This is a genomic window from Nocardia colli (genome assembly GCF_008704205.1).
In the GTDB taxonomy this organism is placed as follows: domain Bacteria; phylum Actinomycetota; class Actinomycetes; order Mycobacteriales; family Mycobacteriaceae; genus Nocardia; species Nocardia colli.
Map to the genome: position 1 here is coordinate 239,220 of NZ_VXLC01000010.1, position 20,093 is coordinate 259,312.

Annotated in this window: 21 protein-coding genes; 12 read left to right on the forward strand and 9 right to left on the reverse strand. The window is 69.4% G+C overall.

Going from position 1 to position 20,093, the window contains the following annotated elements; genetic code table 11:
- Positions 1-135: 135 nt before the first annotated feature.
- The 3 genes from F3087_RS22075 to F3087_RS22085 all read left to right on the forward strand — a co-directional run bounded on the left by F3087_RS22075 (position 136) and on the right by F3087_RS22085 (position 2,766).
- Positions 136-1,227, forward strand: coding sequence for a 3-deoxy-7-phosphoheptulonate synthase (locus F3087_RS22075; protein ID WP_150403915.1), 1,092 nt, complete (start codon positions 136-138; stop codon positions 1,225-1,227).
- A 132-nt stretch (positions 1,228-1,359) separates the two neighbouring features.
- On the forward strand, positions 1,360-2,004 hold the full coding sequence (locus F3087_RS22080) for a LysE family translocator (RefSeq protein ID WP_150403916.1): 645 nt from the start codon (positions 1,360-1,362) through the stop codon (positions 2,002-2,004).
- Between the two features lie 54 nt (positions 2,005-2,058).
- Positions 2,059-2,766, forward strand: coding sequence for a trimeric intracellular cation channel family protein (locus F3087_RS22085; RefSeq protein WP_150403917.1), 708 nt, complete (start codon positions 2,059-2,061; stop codon positions 2,764-2,766).
- Positions 2,767-2,800: 34 nt separating this feature from the next.
- Here F3087_RS22085 and F3087_RS22090 read toward each other — a convergent pair whose 3' ends face one another.
- Positions 2,801-3,343: a dihydrofolate reductase family protein gene (locus F3087_RS22090; protein WP_150403918.1), complete on the reverse strand. Its 543-nt coding sequence runs from the start codon at positions 3,341-3,343 to the stop codon at positions 2,801-2,803.
- Between the two features lie 43 nt (positions 3,344-3,386).
- Positions 3,387-4,559, reverse strand: coding sequence for a pyridoxal phosphate-dependent aminotransferase (locus F3087_RS22095; RefSeq protein WP_150403919.1), 1,173 nt, complete (start codon positions 4,557-4,559; stop codon positions 3,387-3,389).
- Between the two features lie 174 nt (positions 4,560-4,733).
- Between F3087_RS22095 and F3087_RS22100 the strand changes: the two genes are divergently transcribed.
- A complete protein-coding gene (locus F3087_RS22100; RefSeq protein ID WP_150403920.1) occupies positions 4,734-4,937 on the forward strand; it encodes a hypothetical protein in 204 nt (67 codons plus the stop codon).
- Positions 4,938-4,981: 44 nt separating this feature from the next.
- Here F3087_RS22100 and F3087_RS22105 read toward each other — a convergent pair whose 3' ends face one another.
- Positions 4,982-5,887, reverse strand: a complete 906-nt coding sequence (locus F3087_RS22105) for a sigma-70 family RNA polymerase sigma factor (protein WP_150403921.1) — start codon at positions 5,885-5,887, stop codon at positions 4,982-4,984.
- A 106-nt stretch (positions 5,888-5,993) separates the two neighbouring features.
- Here F3087_RS22105 and F3087_RS22110 point away from each other — a divergent pair, with 106 nt between their 5' ends.
- The 5 genes from F3087_RS22110 (at position 5,994) to F3087_RS22130 (ending at position 11,186) form a co-directional block, all read left to right on the forward strand.
- Positions 5,994-6,581 carry a GNAT family N-acetyltransferase gene (locus F3087_RS22110; protein WP_150403922.1) on the forward strand — a complete coding sequence of 196 codons (588 nt, stop codon included), beginning with the start codon at positions 5,994-5,996 and terminating at the stop codon, positions 6,579-6,581.
- Positions 6,582-6,662: 81 nt separating this feature from the next.
- On the forward strand, positions 6,663-8,321 hold the full coding sequence (locus F3087_RS22115) for a DNA repair helicase XPB (RefSeq protein ID WP_150403923.1): 1,659 nt from the start codon (positions 6,663-6,665) through the stop codon (positions 8,319-8,321).
- Between the two features lie 41 nt (positions 8,322-8,362).
- Positions 8,363-9,031, forward strand: a complete 669-nt coding sequence (locus F3087_RS22120; protein WP_150403924.1) for a DUF3239 domain-containing protein — start codon at positions 8,363-8,365, stop codon at positions 9,029-9,031.
- 51 nt (positions 9,032-9,082) lie between these two features.
- On the forward strand, positions 9,083-9,721 hold the full coding sequence (locus F3087_RS22125; RefSeq protein ID WP_150403925.1) for a LysE family translocator: 639 nt from the start codon (positions 9,083-9,085) through the stop codon (positions 9,719-9,721).
- Between the two features lie 61 nt (positions 9,722-9,782).
- Complete coding sequence (locus F3087_RS22130) at positions 9,783-11,186, forward strand: M1 family metallopeptidase (protein WP_150403926.1); 1,404 nt, start codon at positions 9,783-9,785, stop codon at positions 11,184-11,186.
- A 3-nt stretch (positions 11,187-11,189) separates the two neighbouring features.
- Here the strand turns inward: F3087_RS22130 and F3087_RS22135 are convergent, their stop codons facing one another.
- A complete protein-coding gene (locus F3087_RS22135; RefSeq protein WP_150403927.1) occupies positions 11,190-12,002 on the reverse strand; it encodes a coiled-coil domain-containing protein in 813 nt (270 codons plus the stop codon).
- Between the two features lie 295 nt (positions 12,003-12,297).
- Between F3087_RS22135 and F3087_RS22140 the strand changes: the two genes are divergently transcribed.
- Positions 12,298-12,816 (forward strand): LppU/SCO3897 family protein, encoded by a 519-nt coding sequence (locus F3087_RS22140; protein ID WP_191094087.1) that lies wholly within the window; start codon positions 12,298-12,300, stop codon positions 12,814-12,816.
- On the opposite strand, the gene F3087_RS22145 is transcribed toward F3087_RS22140, so the two are convergent.
- Positions 12,817-15,111, reverse strand: coding sequence for a helicase-associated domain-containing protein (locus F3087_RS22145; protein WP_150403928.1), 2,295 nt, complete (start codon positions 15,109-15,111; stop codon positions 12,817-12,819).
- Between the two features lie 216 nt (positions 15,112-15,327).
- Between F3087_RS22145 and F3087_RS22150 the strand changes: the two genes are divergently transcribed.
- Entirely contained in the window at positions 15,328-15,516 is a 189-nt protein-coding gene (locus F3087_RS22150; protein WP_150403929.1) for a hypothetical protein, read from the forward strand.
- 74 nt (positions 15,517-15,590) lie between these two features.
- Here the strand turns inward: F3087_RS22150 and F3087_RS22155 are convergent, their stop codons facing one another.
- Together F3087_RS22155 and F3087_RS22160 are read right to left on the reverse strand one after the other, a co-directional pair.
- Positions 15,591-16,223 carry a resuscitation-promoting factor Rpf1 domain-containing protein gene (locus F3087_RS22155; protein ID WP_150403930.1) on the reverse strand — a complete coding sequence of 211 codons (633 nt, stop codon included), beginning with the start codon at positions 16,221-16,223 and terminating at the stop codon, positions 15,591-15,593.
- A 452-nt stretch (positions 16,224-16,675) separates the two neighbouring features.
- Positions 16,676-16,942, reverse strand: coding sequence for a hypothetical protein (locus tag F3087_RS22160; RefSeq protein WP_223885258.1), 267 nt, complete (start codon positions 16,940-16,942; stop codon positions 16,676-16,678).
- A gap of 203 nt (positions 16,943-17,145) precedes the next feature.
- Between F3087_RS22160 and F3087_RS22165 the strand changes: the two genes are divergently transcribed.
- Positions 17,146-17,577, forward strand: coding sequence for a cold-shock protein (locus F3087_RS22165; RefSeq protein ID WP_191094095.1), 432 nt, complete (start codon positions 17,146-17,148; stop codon positions 17,575-17,577).
- A 74-nt stretch (positions 17,578-17,651) separates the two neighbouring features.
- Here the strand turns inward: F3087_RS22165 and F3087_RS22170 are convergent, their stop codons facing one another.
- Positions 17,652-18,167, reverse strand: coding sequence for a DUF2771 domain-containing protein (locus tag F3087_RS22170; protein ID WP_150403931.1), 516 nt, complete (start codon positions 18,165-18,167; stop codon positions 17,652-17,654).
- Complete coding sequence (locus tag F3087_RS22175; RefSeq protein WP_223885259.1) at positions 18,164-20,017, reverse strand: MFS transporter; 1,854 nt, start codon at positions 20,015-20,017, stop codon at positions 18,164-18,166. The genes F3087_RS22170 and F3087_RS22175 overlap by 4 nt, the downstream gene beginning before the upstream one ends.
- Between the last annotated feature and the right edge of the window lie 76 nt (positions 20,018-20,093).

Below are 20,093 nucleotides of genomic sequence, written 5' to 3' on the forward strand. Positions count from 1 at the left end.
TTTCTGGTTTAGCAAGCCGGCCCCGGGTGGGCTGGTCTGCGGCAACCACTTGCGCTGACGACATTCCACCCCGAGCCGGAAGACCGGCTCGACGGGGTTTCACGTCCGTGGGTCGGCCGAAGAAAAGGAACCCACATGACAACCGCTGTCGACGTCGATCCACGGCATTCCGACCTGGACGATCAACGCACTCTCAGCGTCAGTCCGCTGCGCTCGCCCGCCGAGGTCCGTCAGGTCCACCGGATCACCGACGCGCTCGCCGACACCGTTCGCCGCGGCCGCGCGGCCACCGTCGACGTGCTCAACGGCGCGGACGACCGCCTGATGGTGATCGTCGGCCCGTGCTCGGTGCACGACCCCGCCGCCGCCCTCGACTACGCGCGCCGCCTGGCCGCCAAGGCCGCCGAGCTGGACGACCGGCTGCACGTGGTGATGCGGGTCTACTTCGAGAAGCCGCGCACCACCCTGGGCTGGAAGGGGTTGATCAACGATCCGCACCTGGACGGCTCGTTCGACGTCAACACCGGCCTCGGCATCGGCCGCAAGCTGCTGGTCGACATCACCGGCCTCGGCCTGCCGGTGGCGTGCGAGTTCCTCGACCCGATCACCCCGCAGTACATCGCGGACCTGGTCGCCTACGGCGCGATCGGCGCCCGCACCGCGGCCAGCCAGGTGCACCGTCAGCTGAGCAGCGCGCTGTCCATGCCGGTCGGCATCAAGAACGGCACCGACGGCGACGTGCAGGTGGCCGTCGACGGCGTCCGCGCCGCCGCGGCCAGCCACGTGTTCCCCGGCACCGACCTGGACGGGCGCGCCGCGCTGATCCGCACCACCGGCAATCCCGACTGCCACGTCATCCTGCGCGGCGGCACCTCCGGCACCAACTACGACGCGGCCTCGGTCGCCGAGGCGGGCATGCGGCTGGAGAAGGCCGGACTGCCGCAGCGGGTGGTCGTCGATGCCAGCCACGGCAACAGCAACAAGGACCACAACAAGCAGGTCGACGTGGTCACCGACATCGCCGCCCGGCTCGGCGCCGGCGAACCCGGCGTGGTCGGCGTGATGCTGGAGAGCTTCCTGGTGGAAGGCCGGCAGGATCTGACCCTCGGGCACGCGAGCGAACTGACCTACGGCCAGTCCATCACCGATGCCTGCCTCGATTGGGACACCACCGCCCGCCAGCTCGACACGCTGGCCGAGGCGGTGCGGCAGCGCCGCAATCCCTGACTGCCACACCGGTTTCGGCCTCCCGCGCGGTGCTCGGGTGCGGGAGGCCGGCAACGCGGTGCCGAGCTCACCAGACCAGCAAGTCTGAAGTGGACCGCGACCGGTCGGCGCCGGTCGGCGAGGATCGACAGCGTGATCGAGATGGCGGCAGTTCTGGGTGTTGCGGCGGTGGCGTTGGGGCTGGTCCTGACGCCCGGGCCGAACATGATGTACCTGGTTTCCCGGACCGTGTCGCAGGGCCGCCGCGCCGGTTTGGTGTCGCTGGGCGGGGTCGCGCTGGGGTTCGGGGTGTACCTGGTGGCGGCGACGGTCGGCATCACCGCGGTGTTCGCGATGGTGCCGGGGTTGTACCTGGCGGTGAAATTGACCGGTGCCGCGTACCTGCTGTGGATGGCCTGGCAGGCGCTGCGGCCCGGTGGCACTTCGATATTCGAGCCCACGACGGTGCCCGCGGATCCGGCCCGGCGGCTGTTCGTGATGGGGTTCCTGACGAACCTGCTGAATCCGAAGATCGCGATCCTCTACATGGCGCTGATCCCGCAGTTCGTCGCGCCCGAACACGGGCAGATCTGGTTGCAGAGCCTGATCCTCGGCGCGGTGCAGATCGTGGTGGCGTTGACGGTGAACGGACTGATCGTGCTCGGCGCGGCCGGCCTGGCGACCTTCCTCACCGGCCGGCCGCTCTGGCTGCGCGTCCAGCGCTACCTGATGGGCACCATGCTCGGCGCCATCGCCGTCCTGCTCGCCACCGACCGGGCCCGCCCCACCCCCGCCTGACCGCACGGGCCTGTCGGCGCGGAGCGCGCGCCGGGATATGACACGGTGAGCGGCATGGTGGATTTCGATGCCGCGGCGCTGGCCGGCCCGTTCGGGTCGGCGGCCGGTGCGGTGCAGCACGCGGGGGAGTTGTTCGGGGTGTTCGCGTTCGCGAGTTCGGGTGCGCTGCTGGCCGTCCGGCGGGATTTCGACATCTTCGGCATCGTGGTGCTGGCCTGTGCCACCGCGCTCGGCGGCGGCGTCATCCGGGACCTGCTGATCGGCCGCACCCCGCCCGCGGCGTTCGTCGATCTCAGTTATCTGTGGACGGCGGTGCTGGCCGCGGCGGTGATCTTCTTCTGGCATCCGTCGCGGCGGCTGACCAGGGGACCGCTCGAGGTCGCCGACGCGTTCGGGCTCGGATTGTTCTGTGTCACCGGCACGGTCATCGCCTACTCGCACGGCCTCGGCGCGCCCTCGGCGGCGCTGCTCGGCCTGGTCACCGCGATCGGCGGCGGCGTGATCCGCGACCTGCTCGGCGGGCAGACGCCGAATGTGCTTCGGCCGGACCAGATCTACGCGGTGCCCGCGCTGGCCGGCGCCGTCGCCACGGCGACGCTGCTGCACTTCGGCGTCTACCAGGCGTGGACCGGGGCGCTGGCCGCGCTCGGCGCGATCGCCTTCCGGCTGCTCGCGTTGCGCTTCGGCTGGCATGCGCCGCAAGCCCGCCGATATCCGCGGACCAGGCCGCCGGTCGATCCGACCTCGCCGCACCCGTCCTGATCTCCCGCGACGTGCGGGAGATCAGGGGCGCGGGCTACTTCAATCGATAACGCAGCTGCGCGAACTGACCCATCTGCTCGACGTCGACGAGTTGCATGCGGGAGGCCAGAATTCGGCGCGGCAACACCGGCGCGCCGGCGCCGAGGGTCACCGGCGCGACGCCCGCGATGATCTCGTCGAGCAGCCCGGCGTCGGCGAACAGTCCGGTCAGCTCGCCGCCGCCGACGATCCAGATGTGCTGCCCGCCTGCGGCTTCCAGCATGTCCCGGTGCACCGGCTCGACCGGGCCGGACACGAACCGCAGGTTGGCGCCCGGGATGGCGGGCAGCGTGCGATGGGTGAACACCCAGCACGGGCGGTCGCCGTAGACCTTGGCCCAGTTCTCCGGCGGGTCGTTGGCCATGATCCATTCGTAGGTGGTCGCGCCCATGCACATCGCGCCGACGCCGGCCAGGAACTCGGTGATGTTGTGCTCGGCGCCGCCGTCGTCGGCTACCTCGAACAGCCAGCTGAGCGAGTTGTGCTCGTCGGCGATGTAACCGTCGAGGCTGGTCGCGGTGAAGTATTGAGTTGCCATGAGTCATACCCTGTCAGCGAAACCTGACAGGGTATGACAAGTTTTATCGCCCGCCCGCGCGGAGCCTGCGCACGCCCTCGTCGAGCGTCTCGTCGCGCTTGCAGAAGGTGAAGCGCACCAGATGACTCCAGGACGCGGCATCGTCGGCGAACACGCTGACCGGGACGGCGGCTACGCCGAGCCGCTTCGGCAGCTCGCGGCAGAAGGCGAGGCCGTCGGTCGCGCCCAGCGGGGTGATGTCGCCGCAGACGAAATAGCCGCCCGGACTCTGCTTCACCTCCAGCCCGGTGTCGGCCAGGGCGGCGGCGAGCCGAAGCCGCTTCTCGGACAACGTGTCCCGCAGCCCGGCCACCCACTCCAGCTCATGGCTCAGCGCGTGCGCGACCGCGGGCTGGAACGGGCCGCCGGCGACGAAGGTCATGAACTGCTTGGCCGCGAGTACGCCGTCGATCAACGGCGCCGGACCGCACGCCCAGCCGGTCTTCCACCCGGTGACGCTGAATGTCTTTGCCGCACTGGACACCACGACGGTGCGCTCGGCCATGCCGGGCAGCGTGGCCAGGCTGATGTGCTCGGTGCCGTCGTAGACCAGGTGCTCGTAGACCTCGTCGGTGAGCACCAGGATGTCGTGCTCGCAAGCGATCTCGGCGATGGCCTCGAGGTCGGCGCGGCCGAGCACGGTGCCGGTCGGGTTGTGCGGGGAGTTGACCACCAGCATCCGGGTGGCCGGCGTGATCGCGGCGCGCAGGCTGTCCAGGTCGAGCACGAAGCGATCGCCGTCGGCGACCAGGCGCGCGGTGCGACGTTGCGCGCCGGCCAAAGCGACTGCGGCAGCGTAGGAGTCGTAGTACGGCTCGATCAGCACGACCTCGGCGCCCGGCTCGACCAGGCCGAGGATGGCGGCGGCGATCGCCTCGGTCGCCCCGACGGTCACCAGCACCTGGGTGTCGGGATCGTAGTGGGTGCCGTAGCGGCGGGCGCGGTCGTCGGCGATGGCGCGGCGCAGCACCGGCATCCCGCGCCCGGGCGGGTACTGGTTGAGGCCGTCGGCGATGGCCTGCCTGGCGACCTCGAGCATGCCGGCCGGGCCGTCGGTGTCGGGGAAGCCCTGGCCCAAGTTGACCGCGTCGAACCGGACGGCGAGTTCGGTCATCTCCGCGAAGATCGTGGAGGCGAAGGGGCGCAGGCGAGCAACGGTGGCGGGTTGCGGAGGCATAGTCGGAGACTAGCCCAGCATTCGCTATTGTTGCTATTCAATAGCGAATAGCTATGCTTCACTTCAACTTTGAGCCTTCTACCTGCATGGTTGTGCGGTTTCCCAACGGCGGCTAGCCTCGCCGTGTTCTACCTCACAGTCCCGCGATCTGCGGGTATCTCGAAAGGGGCATTCATGGCCTCATATCTCGACCTTGTTGTGAATCCGGCCACGTCGGAGGTCGCCGGATCCGCACTCGGTCTGCTTCGGCACGTCATGCAGGACTTCATCGCGGGCTTCGGCTCCGGTACCCCGGACTGGGGGCTCGGTTCCTCGACCGGCAACCCCGGCCTCGGCTCGTCCACCGGCAACTGGTTCTCCGGCTCGGCCACTCCCTGACGGCAGCCCGCCGGGCCGGTCATGAGGGGGCCGGCCCGGCGGGCTCAGCCCAGTCGAATGCCGGTCAGCTTGGCCGGATTCGCGAGATCGTAAGTGCCCCAGACCAGTCCGTCGCGGATGGTGAAACCCATGACCCGCGGCGGATGTCCGTAGTCCGCCGTGACGACCATGCCCAATTGTCCGTTGACCGAGGCGAATTCGTAGTTGTACGCGGGATCCACGGCGCTGCCGTCCAAGCCGTACTTGCGCACCAGGCCCAGGTAGAAGCGCGCGATCCGATCCGCGCCGCGCAGGATGTTCACCGCGGTCGAGGTGGTGCCGTCGGCATCGCCGATCACCACCGAATCCGGGTGCAGCGCAGCGGTAACCGCGCGCACGTCACCGGAGCGCAGCGCGGTCAGGAAGCGCTGCACCGCGGCCTCGTGCTCGGCATCCGGCACCGGCGGCGGCGTGTCCGCCACCGCCTTGCGGGCTCGCACCGCGAGCTGGCGGGCGGCCTCCGCCGACACGTCGAGGATCGCGGCGATCTCGTCGAACGGCACCGAAAGTCCGTCGTGCAGTACGAAAGCCACTCGCTGCGGCGGGGTCAGGCGGTCCAGCACGACCATGGCCGCGAGCCGGTACTCCTGCTTGCGGACCACCGCCTCCAGCGGATCCGGCGTGCTCGACGGCGTGCGCGCGGTCACCACCGGTTCCGGCAGCCATTGCCCCACATAGCTTTCCCGGCGCACCGCGGCACTGCGCAAGCGGTCCAGGCAGATTCGGCTCACCACGGTGGTCAGCCAGGCGCGCGGATCGTCGATCTCGGATTGGTGGGCGCCGGCCAGGCGCAGCCAGCTCTCCTGCACCGCGTCCTCGGCGTCGCCGACGCTGCCCGTCAGCCGATACGCGACCGCGAGCAGATGCGCTCGATGTGATTCGAACAATCCGGCAAGCAGAGCGGCAACCATCAGGGAGATTCTACGATCTCCGGGCCGGTCGGTTTACCGCGGTATCCCGGCCCGGCCCGCGGGAAAGCCGATGCTCAGGTCCGGCGATTCGTGACAACATGACTCGATGGACGCACACGCGCTGTCGAACGGAACGGTCTGGCTATCGACCCCCATCGCCGCGGACATCGACGCCATCACCGAGTGTTGTCAGCACCCGTCCATCGGCGAGTGGGTGACCATTCCGGTGCCCTATACCCGGGACAACGCGCAGACCTTCGTCGACGACATCGTCCGCCCCGGCTGGGCGGGCCGCAGCCCGACCTGGGCGCTGCGCCTGCACGAGGGCGGCACCGTGGTCGGCATGATCGGGCTCGGCGAGCGGGACGAGTCCTCGGCCGAGATCGGCTTCTGGCTGGCGCAGGGCGAACGCTCGCGCGGCCTGATGACCCAGGCGGTGAACCTGGTCTGCGACTACGCTTTCCGGCCCGACGGCATGGCGCTGCGCCGGATCAGCTGGCGCGCGTTCGTCGGCAACTACCCCTCCGCCGCCGTGGCCCGGCGCACCGGTTTCCGCTACGAGGGCCTGGCCCGGCAGGGCAGCCTGCAACGCGGCCGCAGCCGCGACCACTGGCTGGCCGCCCGTCTCCCCACCGACCCGCCGGGCCCCGCGGAGGGCTGGCCCGCCGAGTTCGACCGGGTGCTGCAACGGTAATTGTCGTGGTCAGGGGACCGGCCGTGCCGGGCTGTCGGGGGTCTCAGGGAGAATGGTCCGGAATCGATGCGAGGAGGGGCTGTGACCGACGGTCCACTGATTGTGCAGAGTGACAAGACGCTGCTGCTGGAGGTCGACCACGAGTTGGCCGACGCGGCGCGGCAGGCCATCGCGCCGTTCGCCGAATTGGAGCGCGCGCCCGAGCACGTGCACACCTATCGGGTGACGCCGCTGGCGCTGTGGAACGCGCGGGCGGCCGGGCACGACGCCGAGCAGGTGGTGGACGCGCTGGTCAGTTTCTCCCGGTACGCGGTGCCGCAGCCGCTGCTGGTGGACATCGTCGACACCATGGCCCGGTACGGACGGTTGCAGCTGGTCAAGCATCCGGCGCACGGGCTGGTGCTGGTCAGCCTGGACCGCGCGGTGCTCGAGGAGGTGCTGCGGCACAAGAAGCTCGCGCCGATGTTCGGCGCCCGGCTCGACGACGACACGGTCGTGGTGCACGGCTCTGAGCGCGGCCGGATCAAGCAGATGCTGCTGAAGATCGGCTGGCCCGCCGAGGATCTGGCCGGCTACGTCGACGGCGAGGCGCATCCGATCGAACTGGACTACTCCGACGACAAGTGGCACCTGCGCGACTACCAGGAAATGGCCGCCGACTCGTTCTGGGCAGGCGGTTCCGGGGTCGTGGTGCTGCCGTGTGGCGCGGGCAAGACGATGGTCGGCGCCGCCGCCATGGCGAAGGCCAAGGCGACCACGCTGATCCTGGTCACCAACACCGTCGCGGGCCGGCAGTGGCGCCGCGAGCTGCTCGCCCGCACCTCGCTGACCGAGGAGGAGATCGGCGAATACTCCGGCGAGCGCAAGGAGATCCGCCCGGTCACCATCGCGACCTACCAGGTGATCACCCGCCGCACCAAGGGCGAATACCGGCACCTCGAGCTGTTCGACAGCCGCGACTGGGGCCTGGTCATCTACGACGAGGTGCACCTGCTGCCCGCGCCGGTCTTCCGGATGACCGCCGACCTGCAGTCGCGCCGCCGCCTCGGCCTCACCGCGACCCTGGTCCGCGAGGACGGCCGGGAGGGCGACGTGTTCTCGCTGATCGGCCCGAAGCGCTACGACGCGCCGTGGAAGGACATCGAGGCGCAGGGCTGGATCGCCCCCGCCGAGTGCATCGAGGTGCGGGTCACGCTCACCGACGCCGAGCGGATGTCCTATGCCACCGCCGAGCCGGAGGAGCGCTACAAGCTGTGCTCGACCGCGCGCACGAAGATCCCGGTGGTGCAGTCGATCCTGGCCAAGCACACGGACGCGCCGACCCTGGTGATCGGCGCCTACCTCGACCAGCTCGACGAGCTGGGCGCCGCGCTGAACGCGCCGGTGATCCAGGGTTCGACGAAAACCAAAGAGCGCGAAGAACTCTTCGAGGCGTTCCGGCAGGGCGATATCCCGGTGCTGGTGGTCAGCAAGGTGGCGAACTTCTCCATCGATCTGCCGGAAGCCTCGGTCGCGGTGCAGGTTTCGGGCACCTTCGGCTCCCGCCAGGAGGAGGCGCAGCGCCTTGGCCGGCTGCTGCGGCCGAAACACGATGGCGGCCAAGCCCATTTCTACTCGGTGGTGGCTCGGGATACCCTCGACGCCGAATACGCGGCGCACCGTCAGCGTTTTCTGGCCGAACAAGGGTATGCCTACCGAATCATGGACGCCGACGACCTGCTCGGTCCGCCCATCGGATAAGTGGAGGCAACTCCTCCGTAAACTGTGCTAGGAATAGGGACGTGCGACGCTTCGAATTCCCGGTGGACCGTAAGCATGCCCGAGCGGTCAACGAAGTCTTCGCCGATCAGCGTCGACTACGTATAGGGGCGATAGCCGCGGCGATCATCGCGACCGCCGGCGCGGCGTATTTGATCTACCTGGACCACCCGTGGGCCTACCTGCTGACCATCGCGTTCATCCTCGGCGCGGTGGTCTCGCTGTGGGTGGCCTTCTGGACCGCGCGACACGCCAGCATCGACAAGCTCTACACCGACGGTGAGCTGGTGCCCGCGGTGGTCTCGGAGACTTACCCGGCCAGCGTGGTGCTGCTCGCCCTGGTCGACGTGGCCAAGCCGGACGCCGCCGATCCGCGCTACGCGCTGGTCATCCGCCGGGTCCGCACGCTGCCCGGGCACGAGATGGCCGCGGGGGAGCGGGTGCCCGCAGTCGCGGTGCGCACCGACCGGGCGCCGCGGCAGGTCGGCGAGCGCTGGCAGTCGGTCAGTGCCATGCCGATCGCCTGGGGCACCACCGACGACGAGGTCATCGAGCGTGCCCGCGCCGCGATCAGCGACGCCGAATGGCGTTTGCTCACCGACAATCTCGCGCTCACCGAGAAGGTCCGGCGCGCGCCGGCCAAGCGGCTGCTGCTCGATCCGCACCAGCTGCCCGACGATCTCGGTTCCTGACGTCGGAACAATCGCCGATTTTCCGGTTGCGCCGCCGCTTAGACTCCGAAGATGGTTCCGATGTCCAACCTGCTGGCGTTTCTCGCGGCGGCGACCGTCCTCATCATCGTCCCCGGGCCCGGGGTGCTGTTCACCATCGGGCGGGCGCTCACGCTCGGCAGGCGCGCGGCGTTGCTCTCGGTGATCGGACACTGCATGGGCGTGTTCGTCGCGCTGCTGCTCGTCGCGGTGGGGCTCGGCACGCTGCTCATGGCCTCCGCGCTCGCGCTCACCGTGATCAAGTTCGCCGGCGCGCTGTACCTGATGTACATCGGCGTGCAGGCGATTCGCGAGCGTAAGACGCTGCTCGACGCGCTGGGCGCCAAGGTCGACCTGGTGCCGGACGCGAAGGTGCTGCGCCAGAGCGTGATCGTCGGCGTGACCAACCCGAAGGCGATCATCTTCTTCGCGGCCATCCTGCCGCACTTCGCCGATCCGGCCGCCGGGTCGCTGCCGCTGCAGTTCCTGATCCTCGGCTCGATCTTCCTGGCGATCGCGGTGGTCTCCGACAGCGCGTGGGCGCTGCTCGCGTCCTCGGCGCGCAGCTGGTTCGCCCGCTCGCCGCGCAGGCTGGAGGCGGTCGGCGGGGCCGGCGGGATGATGATCGTCGGGCTCGGCGCGTCGGTGGCACTGAGCGGAAGCACGGACTGAACCGGCTACCATCCATCGGGGTTGGTACGGCTGTACCGGAAGTAAGAGGGGTGGTTGTCGAATGAGGTTGTCCGGCTGGATGTGTGCGGTGGTCGTGGGCGCGGTCGTCACCGCGGGAGTGCCCGCCGCCGCGGCCCCGCCCCCCGATCCGTTCACCGGATCGTCCGGCCTCGGCGACCCGTACTACCCGGAGGACGGCAACGGCGGCTACGACGCCCGCCACTACGACGTCACCCTCGACTACGACCCGGCCAGCCACCAGCTCGCCGGGAGCACCCGCATCGACGCCGTCTCGACCCAGGCGCTGCGCGCGTTCAACCTCGACTTCGCCGGCCCGGATGTGCGCACGGTGACGGTGAACAACCTGCCCGCCGGGTTCAACCGCAACGGCGAGCACGAACTCACCATCACCCCGTCGATCCCGCTGCTGCCCGGCCTGCCGTTCACTGTGACCGTGGACTACGCGGGCATCGCGCAGAACACCGAGGGCAACGGCTGGACCTACGCGCCGAGCGGTGGCGCGTTCGCCGCGGGCGAGCCGCACTCGGCGACCACCTGGTACCCGCTCAACGACACCCCGCTGGACAAGGCCACCTTCGCGGTGCACGCGACCGTCCCCGCGGAATGGGAGGTCGTCTCCAACGGCCTGCGCACCCAGGACGAGGTGCGCGGCGAGCGGCGCACGGTCAGCTGGGCGGCCAACCAGCCGGTGATCGGCTACCTGACCACCATCGCGATCGACAAGTTCAGCTTCCTGGAGCAGCGCCGGGCCAACGGCGCCCCGCTGATCAGCGCCTTCGCCCCGCAGGCCGAACGCAACCGGGAGACCGAGCAGCGCCTCCCGGAGATCCTCGACTTCATCGAAAGCCTCTACGGCCCTTACCCGTTCGAGTCGTCCGGCGGCATCTACGTGGACGCCGACATCATGTTCTCGCTGGAGACCCAGACCCGGCCGATCTACGCGCCGTGGACCGACCTGCCGACCGCGGTGCACGAGATCACCCACCAGTGGTGGGGCGATTCGGTGTCGGTGCGGCAGTGGTCGGACGTGTGCCTCAACGAATGCTTCGCCAGCTACACCGCCGACTATCTGTGGCCGGAGCAGAAAGAGGGCAAGGACGTCGACGCGGAATACCGGCAGACCCTCCAGACGTACCTGGGCAACAGCGAGTTCTGGGAGATCCCGCTGGCAAACCCCGGCGCCGGAAAGGAATTCACCTCGGTCTACTACCGCGGGCCGCTGTTCCTGCACGCGCTGCGCAGGCAGCTCGGTGACGCCGTATTCTTCGCCGCGGTACGGGAATTCAACGCCGCACACGCCTACGCGAACGCGTCGATGCCGGAGTTCCGCGCGTTCGTGCAGTCGAAGTCGCCGACGGATCTGACCGGGTTCTTCGACGCCTGGCTCAACACGAACACGCCGCCGCCGGAGGAGCACCTCTATCCGGGCAGCCTGCGCGGCTGAGGCTCACTCACCGTCGACGCGCTCGCGCGCCCGCTCCACCCAGCGTTCGGCGCGGTCGAGTTGCTTTTGCGCCGAACGTAATTGGTCCTGGGCCGCGCGTTCGGTGGCGCGCGCGAACTGCCGTTCCTGTTCGGCCTGGGCGAGCGCTTCCTTCAGTTCGGTGATCCGGGAGTCGATGTCGCCCAGCTGATCTGCCGCGCGGTCGGCCTCGTCGTGGGCCGAATCCCTTGCCGCGCGCGCGGTTTCGAGCGACTCCAGCGCGTCGTCCAGATCGTGGCGCGGATTGTCCTCGGCGGGCGCCCCGGCCGGTTCGGCGTCGTCGACCGCGACCAGCCCGGGACCGGCCGGGCCGAACCCGTCGTAGGTCGCCGCGGTGACCAGTGTTCCGGCGTGCACCTGTTCGGCGACCTCCGGATCGGCCAGCGCCGCGTTCAGCGTCTGCCCGACCTCGCGCAGCACGCCCTCGTTCACCGGGCGCTCGTGCTCGGCGGCCAGCGCGCCCGCCTTCTTGGCCAGCGCGTTGACCGCCTGTTGCCGCTGCCCGCTCAGGCTGCGCAGCTCGGCGCCGGACAGTTTGCGCTGCGCCGAACGCAGCGCCGCGCCCAGCTGGAGCAGCGCTTCCACGTCTTCGGGCGCCTCGCGGGCGAGCAGGTTCACCGTCCACGCGGTGACCGTGGGTTTGCGCAGCTTGCCGATGGCGGTCGCGAGCTCCTTGTCGCCCGCCTCCTTGGCCGCGTCGGCCTTGGCCGTGCGCGCGGCGACGAACTCGCCCGGGGCGAGTCCGTACAAGTCGCGGGCAACCTCGTCCAGCGTCATACTGGCCAAGCGTAACGACTCGGTCCGCCGGAGCGACAGAACCCACGTGTTGGACGAATGTCCACGTTATGGGTCATACGCGAAAGGCATTGCTAGTGAATAGCTTTGGATTCCAACTGCTCGGCCGCCTGCTGCCCAGCATCCTCGGGTTCGCGCTCCTCGGCCTGTGGAGCACCTGGTAGTCCGCACGTCAGCCAAGTTTCGATATCACCCGTAGAGCCGATGCGGTCCGCGTCCGGGTATCCTCACCGCGTTCGCGAGCGGCGTGAATGTGTTCGGTGAGAGAGGTTTTCAGGTGAAGTTTCCAGGAGCGAGGCTGCTGGCACGCGTGGTGCTTGCCCTCGTCGCGGTGGCGGCGGTAATCGTCACGCTGGTCGGTTGTTCGTCGGCCAAGGACGACAGCAAGTCCGGCGGGGCGGCCAAGGTCGGTGACTGCATCGTCAAGGGTGCCTCGGCCGACGCCAAGACCGAGACGGTCGACTGCTCGTCCGACAAGGCGGTCTACAAGATCGCGCAGAGCTCCGACAAGAAGGTCGACTGCGCGACGGACTACACCGCATACCAGGCGAACCTCGCCGGCGGCACCGCATTCCTGTGCCTGGCGCCCAACTTCAAGCAGGGCAGTTGCTACAACGAGAGCAGCGCCGCCGGGGTCAAGAACGTGGACTGCGGTTCCACCGAGGCCACCTTCAAGGTGGTGAAGCGGATCGACGGCGAGGCCGACGAGCTGCTGTGCGGGGCCGACGCGGACAGCTTCCGGCTGATCTCCGAGGCGCCGAAGACCACCTTCTGCCTGGCCAAGCCCAAGGCCTGATTATTCGAGCAGGGCGACCGACGCGATCCGGTGCAGCGTGAAGTGCCGGACCGAGCCGGTCACCGGGTCGAGCGCGTCCAGCTGGCCGTTGCCGACCTTGAGCGGTTCCACCACACGCTGGGTCGCGACCCCGGACGCGTCGACGTAGCCGATATTCACCGAGCGCCGCACCCGCGCCGCCAGTTGCAGCAGGGCCAGGGTCGCTGCGGTGTTGGTGCGGGTGCCGTCCATCCGCACCGATTGCGCGGAGCGCGCACTGGTGGCGCGTTCGGCCGCGCGGAGTTCGGTGACGAGCAGTTCCAGCTGTTCGGTGCTCGGCGGCATCGGCCGCCACGGCGGCCGGGCATTGGGCCGGGCGGAGATCCGCGCGCCGCGCTGCCGCAGATCCACGATGATGCCCGCCGAATCCTCGCCCGCCGGCGCGAAACCGGCCGCGCGCAGCTGCTCGAGCACCTCGCCGAGCGGCGCCTGGGCGATCGCCACGGTCGGCGCGATGGCCCGCAGCGCGAGCGTGCCCGCCACCGGCGCGGCGAGCACCTGGGCCAGCAGCGCCGGGTCGTCGCTGCGCAGGAACGATTGAGCCATGCCGGCCCGCAGCTGTCCGTGCCGCCGGGCGACGTCGTCGATCAGATAGGTCAGCGCCTGCGGGATCGGGGTGCGCGAGTGCTTGGTGAACAGCGCGTGCAGTTCGGCGGCGGTGAGCCCGGCGTCGAGCGCCCGCCGCACGGACGTTTCGCCGATGCGGTAAACCGTTGCCGCACCGGCGGATTCGACGTCGGCGACCAGTTCGATCCGCTGCTGTAGGTCCGCGGTGAGCGGGCCCGGGGCGATCACCGTCAGATCCGCCTGGACCAGCACGTGATCGACCGGCGCGGGCAACGCCGACTCCATCGCCGCCTCGGCGTCGGCCGCGCTGGTCGACGAGCCGTGCAGTAGCGCGCGGGCCGGGGAGCCGAGCGCGCCGCGGCCGACGAAGCCGAGCGACGCCGCCTCGGCCAGCGTGTGTTCCACCGCCTCCAGCCGAAAGTGCCTGCGCCAGCGCGGTTGCCGCCAGGCGAGCACCCGGCCGAGGTCGGCGGGGGTGAGGGCGCTGCCGGACGGATATTCGGCGAGCAGGCCGAGTATCGCGTGCCGGTCGCGGGGCGCGTGCGGGGTGCGCAGCTCCAGCGAGAGCGCGGCGAGGGGTTTGTCGTTGGCGTCGCGGAGACCGATCATCCAGGGCATTCGGTCCAGCTCGAGCCACGCGATGGCCAGGGCGGCCCAGCGCCGGGCGAGCGGCGCCTCCAGCCAGGCGTCGACCGCGGGAGTCGGCGCCCAGAAGTCGTCGGTCGAGTCGACCTCCGGCGGCGGGTCCGGCAAACCCTTTTCGATCAGTCGCGCGGCGGCCAGCAGTTCGACCAGCAAACCCGCCCGCGGCTCGTCGATGCCGGCCTGCTTGGCGATCCGGCGCAGCTCGCGCACGCCGAGCCCGCCCGCGCGCAAGGCGGGGGCCGGGGCCTGACCGAGGAGATCCAGGATGGCGGTGCAGTGCCGCAGCAGTTCGCCGACTTCGCCCGCGGCGACGGCGTTCACCTCGGCGGAGGCCTGTTTCTTCGGCTTCGGCGCGGGCGGGGTCAGCGCGTGCGGGTGCGTCACCGGCTCGTTGCGCAGCACCTGACCGACCGTGACGGGCAGTTCCACCGTCTCGTCGTCGATCCGGTTCAACAGCCTGCGGGCAAGTAGCTGCTGCACCGGACGGTCGGCCGGGGTGCCCGGCGCGGCGTCCCTGGTGCGCCCGCGCGGGCCGGTACTGGCCAGCTTGTCCAGCAGCGCCCGGGCGGCCGAGCCCAGCTCGGGCAGGACCGCGCGAACCTCGGGCTCGGTGAGCGAGTCGGGGATCTCGGTGGTGCTGCCGATCGGCCAGGGCAGTGCTTCGACCGCGGCGGTGATCAGGTGCAGCCCATCGTCGCTGGTCCAGACCAGTGCGCGGGCGGTCAGCCGCTCGAGCGCCGCATCGATCGCGGCGGCGCTCACCCGTTCGTTCAGCTGCACGTGCAACTCGGCGCGGGTCAGCGGGGCGCCGTTGCTCTCGGTGCGCGTCACCCCGTGCACCGCAAGGGTTTCCAGGATCGCGAAATCGAGTGTGTCCAGGTCATCGGTGGCGCGCAGCACCGAGGCACGCTGCTCGGCCCGCGCGGCCAGCACGGCCATCGACGAGGGCAGCGGCACAGCCAGATCAGGCCGGAGTTCGAGCAGCGTGACCAGTTGGGCATCACTGCGTGCACCGAGCCATCCGGCGAGGGAGGTCGCGGTCATCCGATCCAGCCTACGGTCTCGGATCGGGGTGCGCCGGTGCGGCGTTGACTGCACAGCAGATACCCAGGTCACTGCAGATTTCGCGAGCGGATGGACAACTCGTCGGGGACCGGCCGACTTGCCTACTCCCGCACCGCCGGTCGCCGACGCGAAGAGTTTGCCGAGTAGCTCCGGCCTGACGAGTCGGAGCGGTCGCCAGCCGCTAGCATGAGGGTTGTGGTGAACAAATCGAAGAAACCGTATGTCGACAACGGCTGGCCCAAGGTCGCCGAAGGTGACCACGCGGTCACCGAACTCTCGTCGACCCGTTCCGGTGGGCTCTCGCCGTACGGTGAGGACACCGAGTTCCCGCTTCCGGCGGATCAGCTGCCTTACATGCACCCGAACACGGTCATCAACCGCTGATTTTCCGGACGGGAAGTCCGACAGATACGAATAAGGCCCCGCATCCGAGGATGCGGGGCCTTATTCGTTGTTGATCAAGAAGGCAGCAGACCCTTGTTCGCCTCGTAGAAGTTCACGATGGCGGGATCGAGCTTGGCGTTGCTCGCCTTGGCGGCGTTGAAGAAGTCGAAGGCTTCCTTGGGCACCTGAACGCCCTGGCCCTGAACGACCTCGAGTGCGCGGTCGACGGCCGAGAAGACCTGCTGGGTGCTGTCCGGCGCGGCCTGAGCGGCCTGCGGCGCGGGCTCGGGGCTCCAGCGCGGGGTTTCGCTGGTGGTGGGGGCGGAGCGCGGGGTGGGCGCGCTGCTCAGACCCAGTTTGGAGGAGCAGCTCGGCCAGGCGCCCCAGCCTTGGGAGGCGAGGACCTTCTCGGCCACGGCGATCTGCTGCTCGCGGGTGGCCTGGTTGGCGCTGGCCGCGTACTCGCCGCCGCCATGGGCCCGCCAGGTGCTCGGGGAGAACTGCAGTCCACCTTGGAAACTGTTGCCGGTATCGATGCCCCAGTTACCGCCGGCCTCACACTGTGCGAGGCGATCCCAGTCGGAGTCGGGTGCCGCGCTGGCATTGCCAGCGAGGGCCACACCCGCGGTGCCGATGATCGCACCGGTCACAGCAACCTTGGCTACCGTACGTCCGGTGGAGCTTGGCTTGCGATGGCGTCCACTCATATCGGGTTCGTCTTCCTCTCGACGCACCTGCGAGGTCATCGGTCGGGCTGGACTGAGAGGTCGTCATGCCCGCCCTCGCCCCTACGTTTCCGTCGGGTTTCCGGTGTCCCGCGGGGCGAGGTTCGGTGCGGCGGGCCCGGTGTGTGCCGGTTGTCCCGGCTCGCTAAGAACGGTACGACGATCGGCGGGAAAAATCACCATTTGGTAACCGGCGTGTACGGGCGGGTCTCGGCCCGGTCTCGGCCCGGACGTAGACCCTTCTTTGCAGCTAGACGCGGTGCGCTCAGACGAGTGTCAGGCCGTCACCGGTCCGTGACCTTCCCGTTATGTGACGAGGATCACAACTGGGATTTGGTAACGACAGACCCGGGTAACCCGTTCGCAGCGCACCGGTGACCTTCGGGTCAGATCGATCCGAACACGGGTTCGATAATCTTTCCTGTCCAGGTCGATCAACGCGAGCGCCGCCCCGATCGCAGGGCGAAGAAGATCGCGAACAGAAATCCCAGTGGCGCGAGCATCGCGGCGAAGTAGAGCCACAGCCCCGGGGATCCGTCCGAGAGCACCGGGATCAGGAAGATGGCGACGATCGCCAGCAATCCCAGCGCGAACAGGCCGAGCGCGAGCTGTAGCAACCAGTCTCCGGGCCTGCGCTGCCCGCCCCCGGTCGACGAGGGATCGGCGTCGTGCGGCGGTGGTGAAGCGGAAGGGTTCGTCACCGGACGACCGTAAAACTGATGTGCTTGCGTTATAGGCACCGGGGTAGACTCGTAGGCAAGCGCGTCCCGCATCACTGCTGGGCGCGTTCTTTTCGCAAACAGAAGAGAACCCGCTCTCCGGCGTTGTGCCGCAGCGGGTTCCGTGAACAGATGTGCTCGGGCCGGTGGGGTTCGAGTTTTTCGATGATGAACGGGTGAGCGCAGTGCCGACCGGCAGGGTGAAGTGGTACGACGTCGAAAAGGGCTTCGGCTTCCTTTCCCAGGACGAGGGTGAGGACGTCTATGTCCGTTCGTCCGCGTTGCCCGATGGCGTCGAGGGACTCAAGCCGGGGCAGCGCGTCGAATTCGGCATGGCCGCGGGCCGTCGTGGCCCGCAGGCGCTGAGCCTGAAGCTGCTCGAGGCCCCGCCGTCGGTGCGACAGGGCCAGGAGCGTCAGGAGCGCGAGCGCGTCCGCAAGGAGCCCGTCGCCCGCAAGCACACGCCGGACGAGCTGCACGGGATGGTCGAGGACATGATCACCCTGCTCGAGGCGACGGTGCAGCCGGACCTGCGCAAGGGGCGTTACCCGGATCGCAAGACGGCGCAGCGCATCTCAGAGGTCGTCCGCGCGGTTGCCCGCGAACTCGACCACTGATTCGTTTCGACTGATCGATAGAAATCAGCGCGTGGGCTCTTCGTGAGCCCACGCGCTGATTGTCGTAGCTGAGGTCACGCGGCGGTGCTGATCGACCAGGCGGCGTGCGGCAGATAGAACTCCTTGCCGGTGTCCTTGTCCCTGGCCAGGATCGGCAGCTGCAATTCGACCCCGACCAGCCGCAGATCCGGTTCCGGATGCGAGTCGATGGTGACGGCCAGCGCGCCGGCGTCGAAGTTGGCGTGGCTGATCACCCGGTCGATCCGGTCGCCGTTGGGCAGCGCGTAGACCAGCTGGGCCAGCCACGGCGCGTCCGCCACCTGCTTCGGCAGCGACAGCTGCAACGGATAGTCCTTGGGCACCTTCAGCTCGATGGTCTGCCCGTAGCGGCAGTCCTCCATCCGCACCGTGCAGTACACGTAGGGCGTGACGTCCACCGTCTTGCCGTGGGCGTAGGCCGTGATCACCGGATCGTGCTCGTCCGCGTTGCGCACCAGCACCACCAGGACGCCGACGAAGGCGACGGTGAACACGAGTAGTGCGGCAACGACGAGTGCGCCGATCGCGCGCGGGCTGAGCTTCTCGCTCACTGGCTCGGGTCTCCTATCCCTGGTTGGATACGGCTGGTCTCGCCGCCGCTCGTCCCTGGTCGACGGTATGCGTTCGAAGTGTGTGGCATCGGCCGGGTCGCGGGAACCTCCTGCTCCGCGTGTTGCGGACGATTTCCGCCGAGGCCGGGCAGCAGCGAATGGCCGCGGTAGCTGACGAAGGTCTGCACCAGGCCGATCACCAGGATCGCGGTGATCACCGCGAAGCCCTTCCAGTAGTCGGTCGGCAGCAGTACGCCCGCCGCGCCGCCGACCACCCAGCTCAGTTGCAGCACGGTCTCCGAGCGGCCGAAACCGGACGCGATCGACTCGGGCGGCAGGTCGTCCTGGATCGAGGCGTCCAGCGACACCTTCGCCAGCGCGCTGGTGCACGAGGCGATCAGGGCGGCCAGCGCCGCGCCGAGCAGGTTGTTGGCGAATGTGGCGAACAGCGCGACCAGCGTGCAGGCCGCGGTGCAGCCGAGCACGATCAGCGTCGGCTTGCCGAGCTTGAGCCGGGCGCCGGTGGCGTTGCCGGCGAAGTTGCCCAGCGCGGCCATCGCGCCGACCACGCCGAGCATCGCGGCCTGCTGGGCCGGGCGGTGTTCGGTGGCCTTGGCCACGAACGCGACGTAGAAGGTGAGGAACCCGGTCAGCACTCGGATGGCGCTGTTGCCCCACAGCGAGGTCACCACCGAGCGGCCGAGCGGCTGCCTGCGTTTGCGCGGCGGCGTCGCGGATTCCTTCTCCGGAGTCAGTGCCTCGGTGGGTGCGTGGTAGCTCAGCGTCGCGGGCACCTCGCCCTCGGTGACCTCCACCCAGGACGGGATGCGCAGGCTGAGATAGGTTCCGGCACAGGCGATCACCGCCGCGAAGATCAGCGCGCCGCTGGAGCCGGCGATGGCGGCGGCCAGCGCGGCGATCGCGCCGGCGCCCATGGTGCCGCCGACCAGGCCGAACACGGTGAGCCGGGAGTTGGTGCGCACCAGGTCGATATCGGGTGGCAGCACGCGCGGCGTCACCGCGCTCTTCAGCACCGAGAACGATTTACTGCCGATCAGCATGCACAGCGCGAGCGGATACAGTGCCCAGCTGTCGAATTCGAGGATCAGCACCACCGCCACCACCGCGCGCAACGCGAACGAGGTGGCCAGCGCCACCCGGCGGCCGTGCTGCAACCGGTCCAGCATCGGGCCGATCAGCGGGGCGATCACCGCGAACGGGGCGATCGTGATCAGCAGGTACAGCGCGACTTTCGTCTTGCTCTCCGCGGTGGCGCTGGCGAAGAACAGGGTGTTGGCCAGCGAGACCGCGACCGCGGCGTCCAGGGCGAAGTTCGCCATAGTCGCGTAGGTCAGCGCGGTGAGGCCGGACTTATCGGCGCCGTCGGCCTTGGCCGCGCGCTGGAAGGTGGCGATGCCCTTCTCGGTCAGCTGGCGGCCGCGCATGGCGGCGACGCGGGTGACCGTGAGTTTGCGCGGAACGCGCTGGGTGCCGGGCAGAACCGGGGAATCGTCGGCGGGCTCGTCCGATTGCTCGGGCAGCGGCGCGGTGGGCGGCGGTATCGCGGCCTTCGGCTCCGGGCGCGGCGGTTCCTGATGATGCGGCGGTTCCGGGCGATGCGGGAAGACCCGGCGCGGGGTGGCGTGCCTGCGGGTCTCGGCTTCAGCGGGGTCGGGCGGGTCGGAGCGCCGGGCTAGCCGGTCGGGGTCCAGCGGCGGCAGTGGCCTGCGGCCGGACGGGGTGTTCGGCGGCGGATACCGGTCGAAACCGGGGTGCCGTTCGATCGGCGGATACTCCTCGCCGTCCCACCGATCACGGTCGGGACCGGAAGGTTCGCGGGGAGTAGTCACATCCTCAATTCTGTCGTACTTCGGTGCTGGGCGTTCACTCGCTGTCGAAGGTGTCGGCGGAAGGTGACGTTCGTCG

Bases quoted from the DNA above. Each gene is read 5' to 3' on its own strand.
- F3087_RS22075 (WP_150403915.1), top strand. From the start codon at position 136: ATGACAACCGCTGTCGACGTCGATCCACGGCATTCCGACCTGGACGAT.
- F3087_RS22085 (WP_150403917.1), top strand. From the start codon at position 2,059: ATGGTGGATTTCGATGCCGCGGCGCTGGCCGGCCCGTTCGGGTCGGCG.
- F3087_RS22090 (WP_150403918.1), bottom strand. From the start codon at position 3,343: ATGGCAACTCAATACTTCACCGCGACCAGCCTCGACGGTTACATCGCC.
- F3087_RS22095 (WP_150403919.1), bottom strand. From the start codon at position 4,559: ATGCCTCCGCAACCCGCCACCGTTGCTCGCCTGCGCCCCTTCGCCTCC.
- F3087_RS22100 (WP_150403920.1), top strand. From the start codon at position 4,734: ATGGCCTCATATCTCGACCTTGTTGTGAATCCGGCCACGTCGGAGGTC.
- F3087_RS22105 (WP_150403921.1), bottom strand. From the start codon at position 5,887: ATGGTTGCCGCTCTGCTTGCCGGATTGTTCGAATCACATCGAGCGCAT.
- F3087_RS22110 (WP_150403922.1), top strand. From the start codon at position 5,994: ATGGACGCACACGCGCTGTCGAACGGAACGGTCTGGCTATCGACCCCC.
- F3087_RS22125 (WP_150403925.1), top strand. From the start codon at position 9,083: ATGGTTCCGATGTCCAACCTGCTGGCGTTTCTCGCGGCGGCGACCGTC.
- F3087_RS22130 (WP_150403926.1), top strand. From the start codon at position 9,783: ATGAGGTTGTCCGGCTGGATGTGTGCGGTGGTCGTGGGCGCGGTCGTC.
- F3087_RS22135 (WP_150403927.1), bottom strand. From the start codon at position 12,002: ATGACGCTGGACGAGGTTGCCCGCGACTTGTACGGACTCGCCCCGGGC.
- F3087_RS22145 (WP_150403928.1), bottom strand. From the start codon at position 15,111: ATGACCGCGACCTCCCTCGCCGGATGGCTCGGTGCACGCAGTGATGCC.
- F3087_RS22155 (WP_150403930.1), bottom strand. From the start codon at position 16,223: ATGAGTGGACGCCATCGCAAGCCAAGCTCCACCGGACGTACGGTAGCC.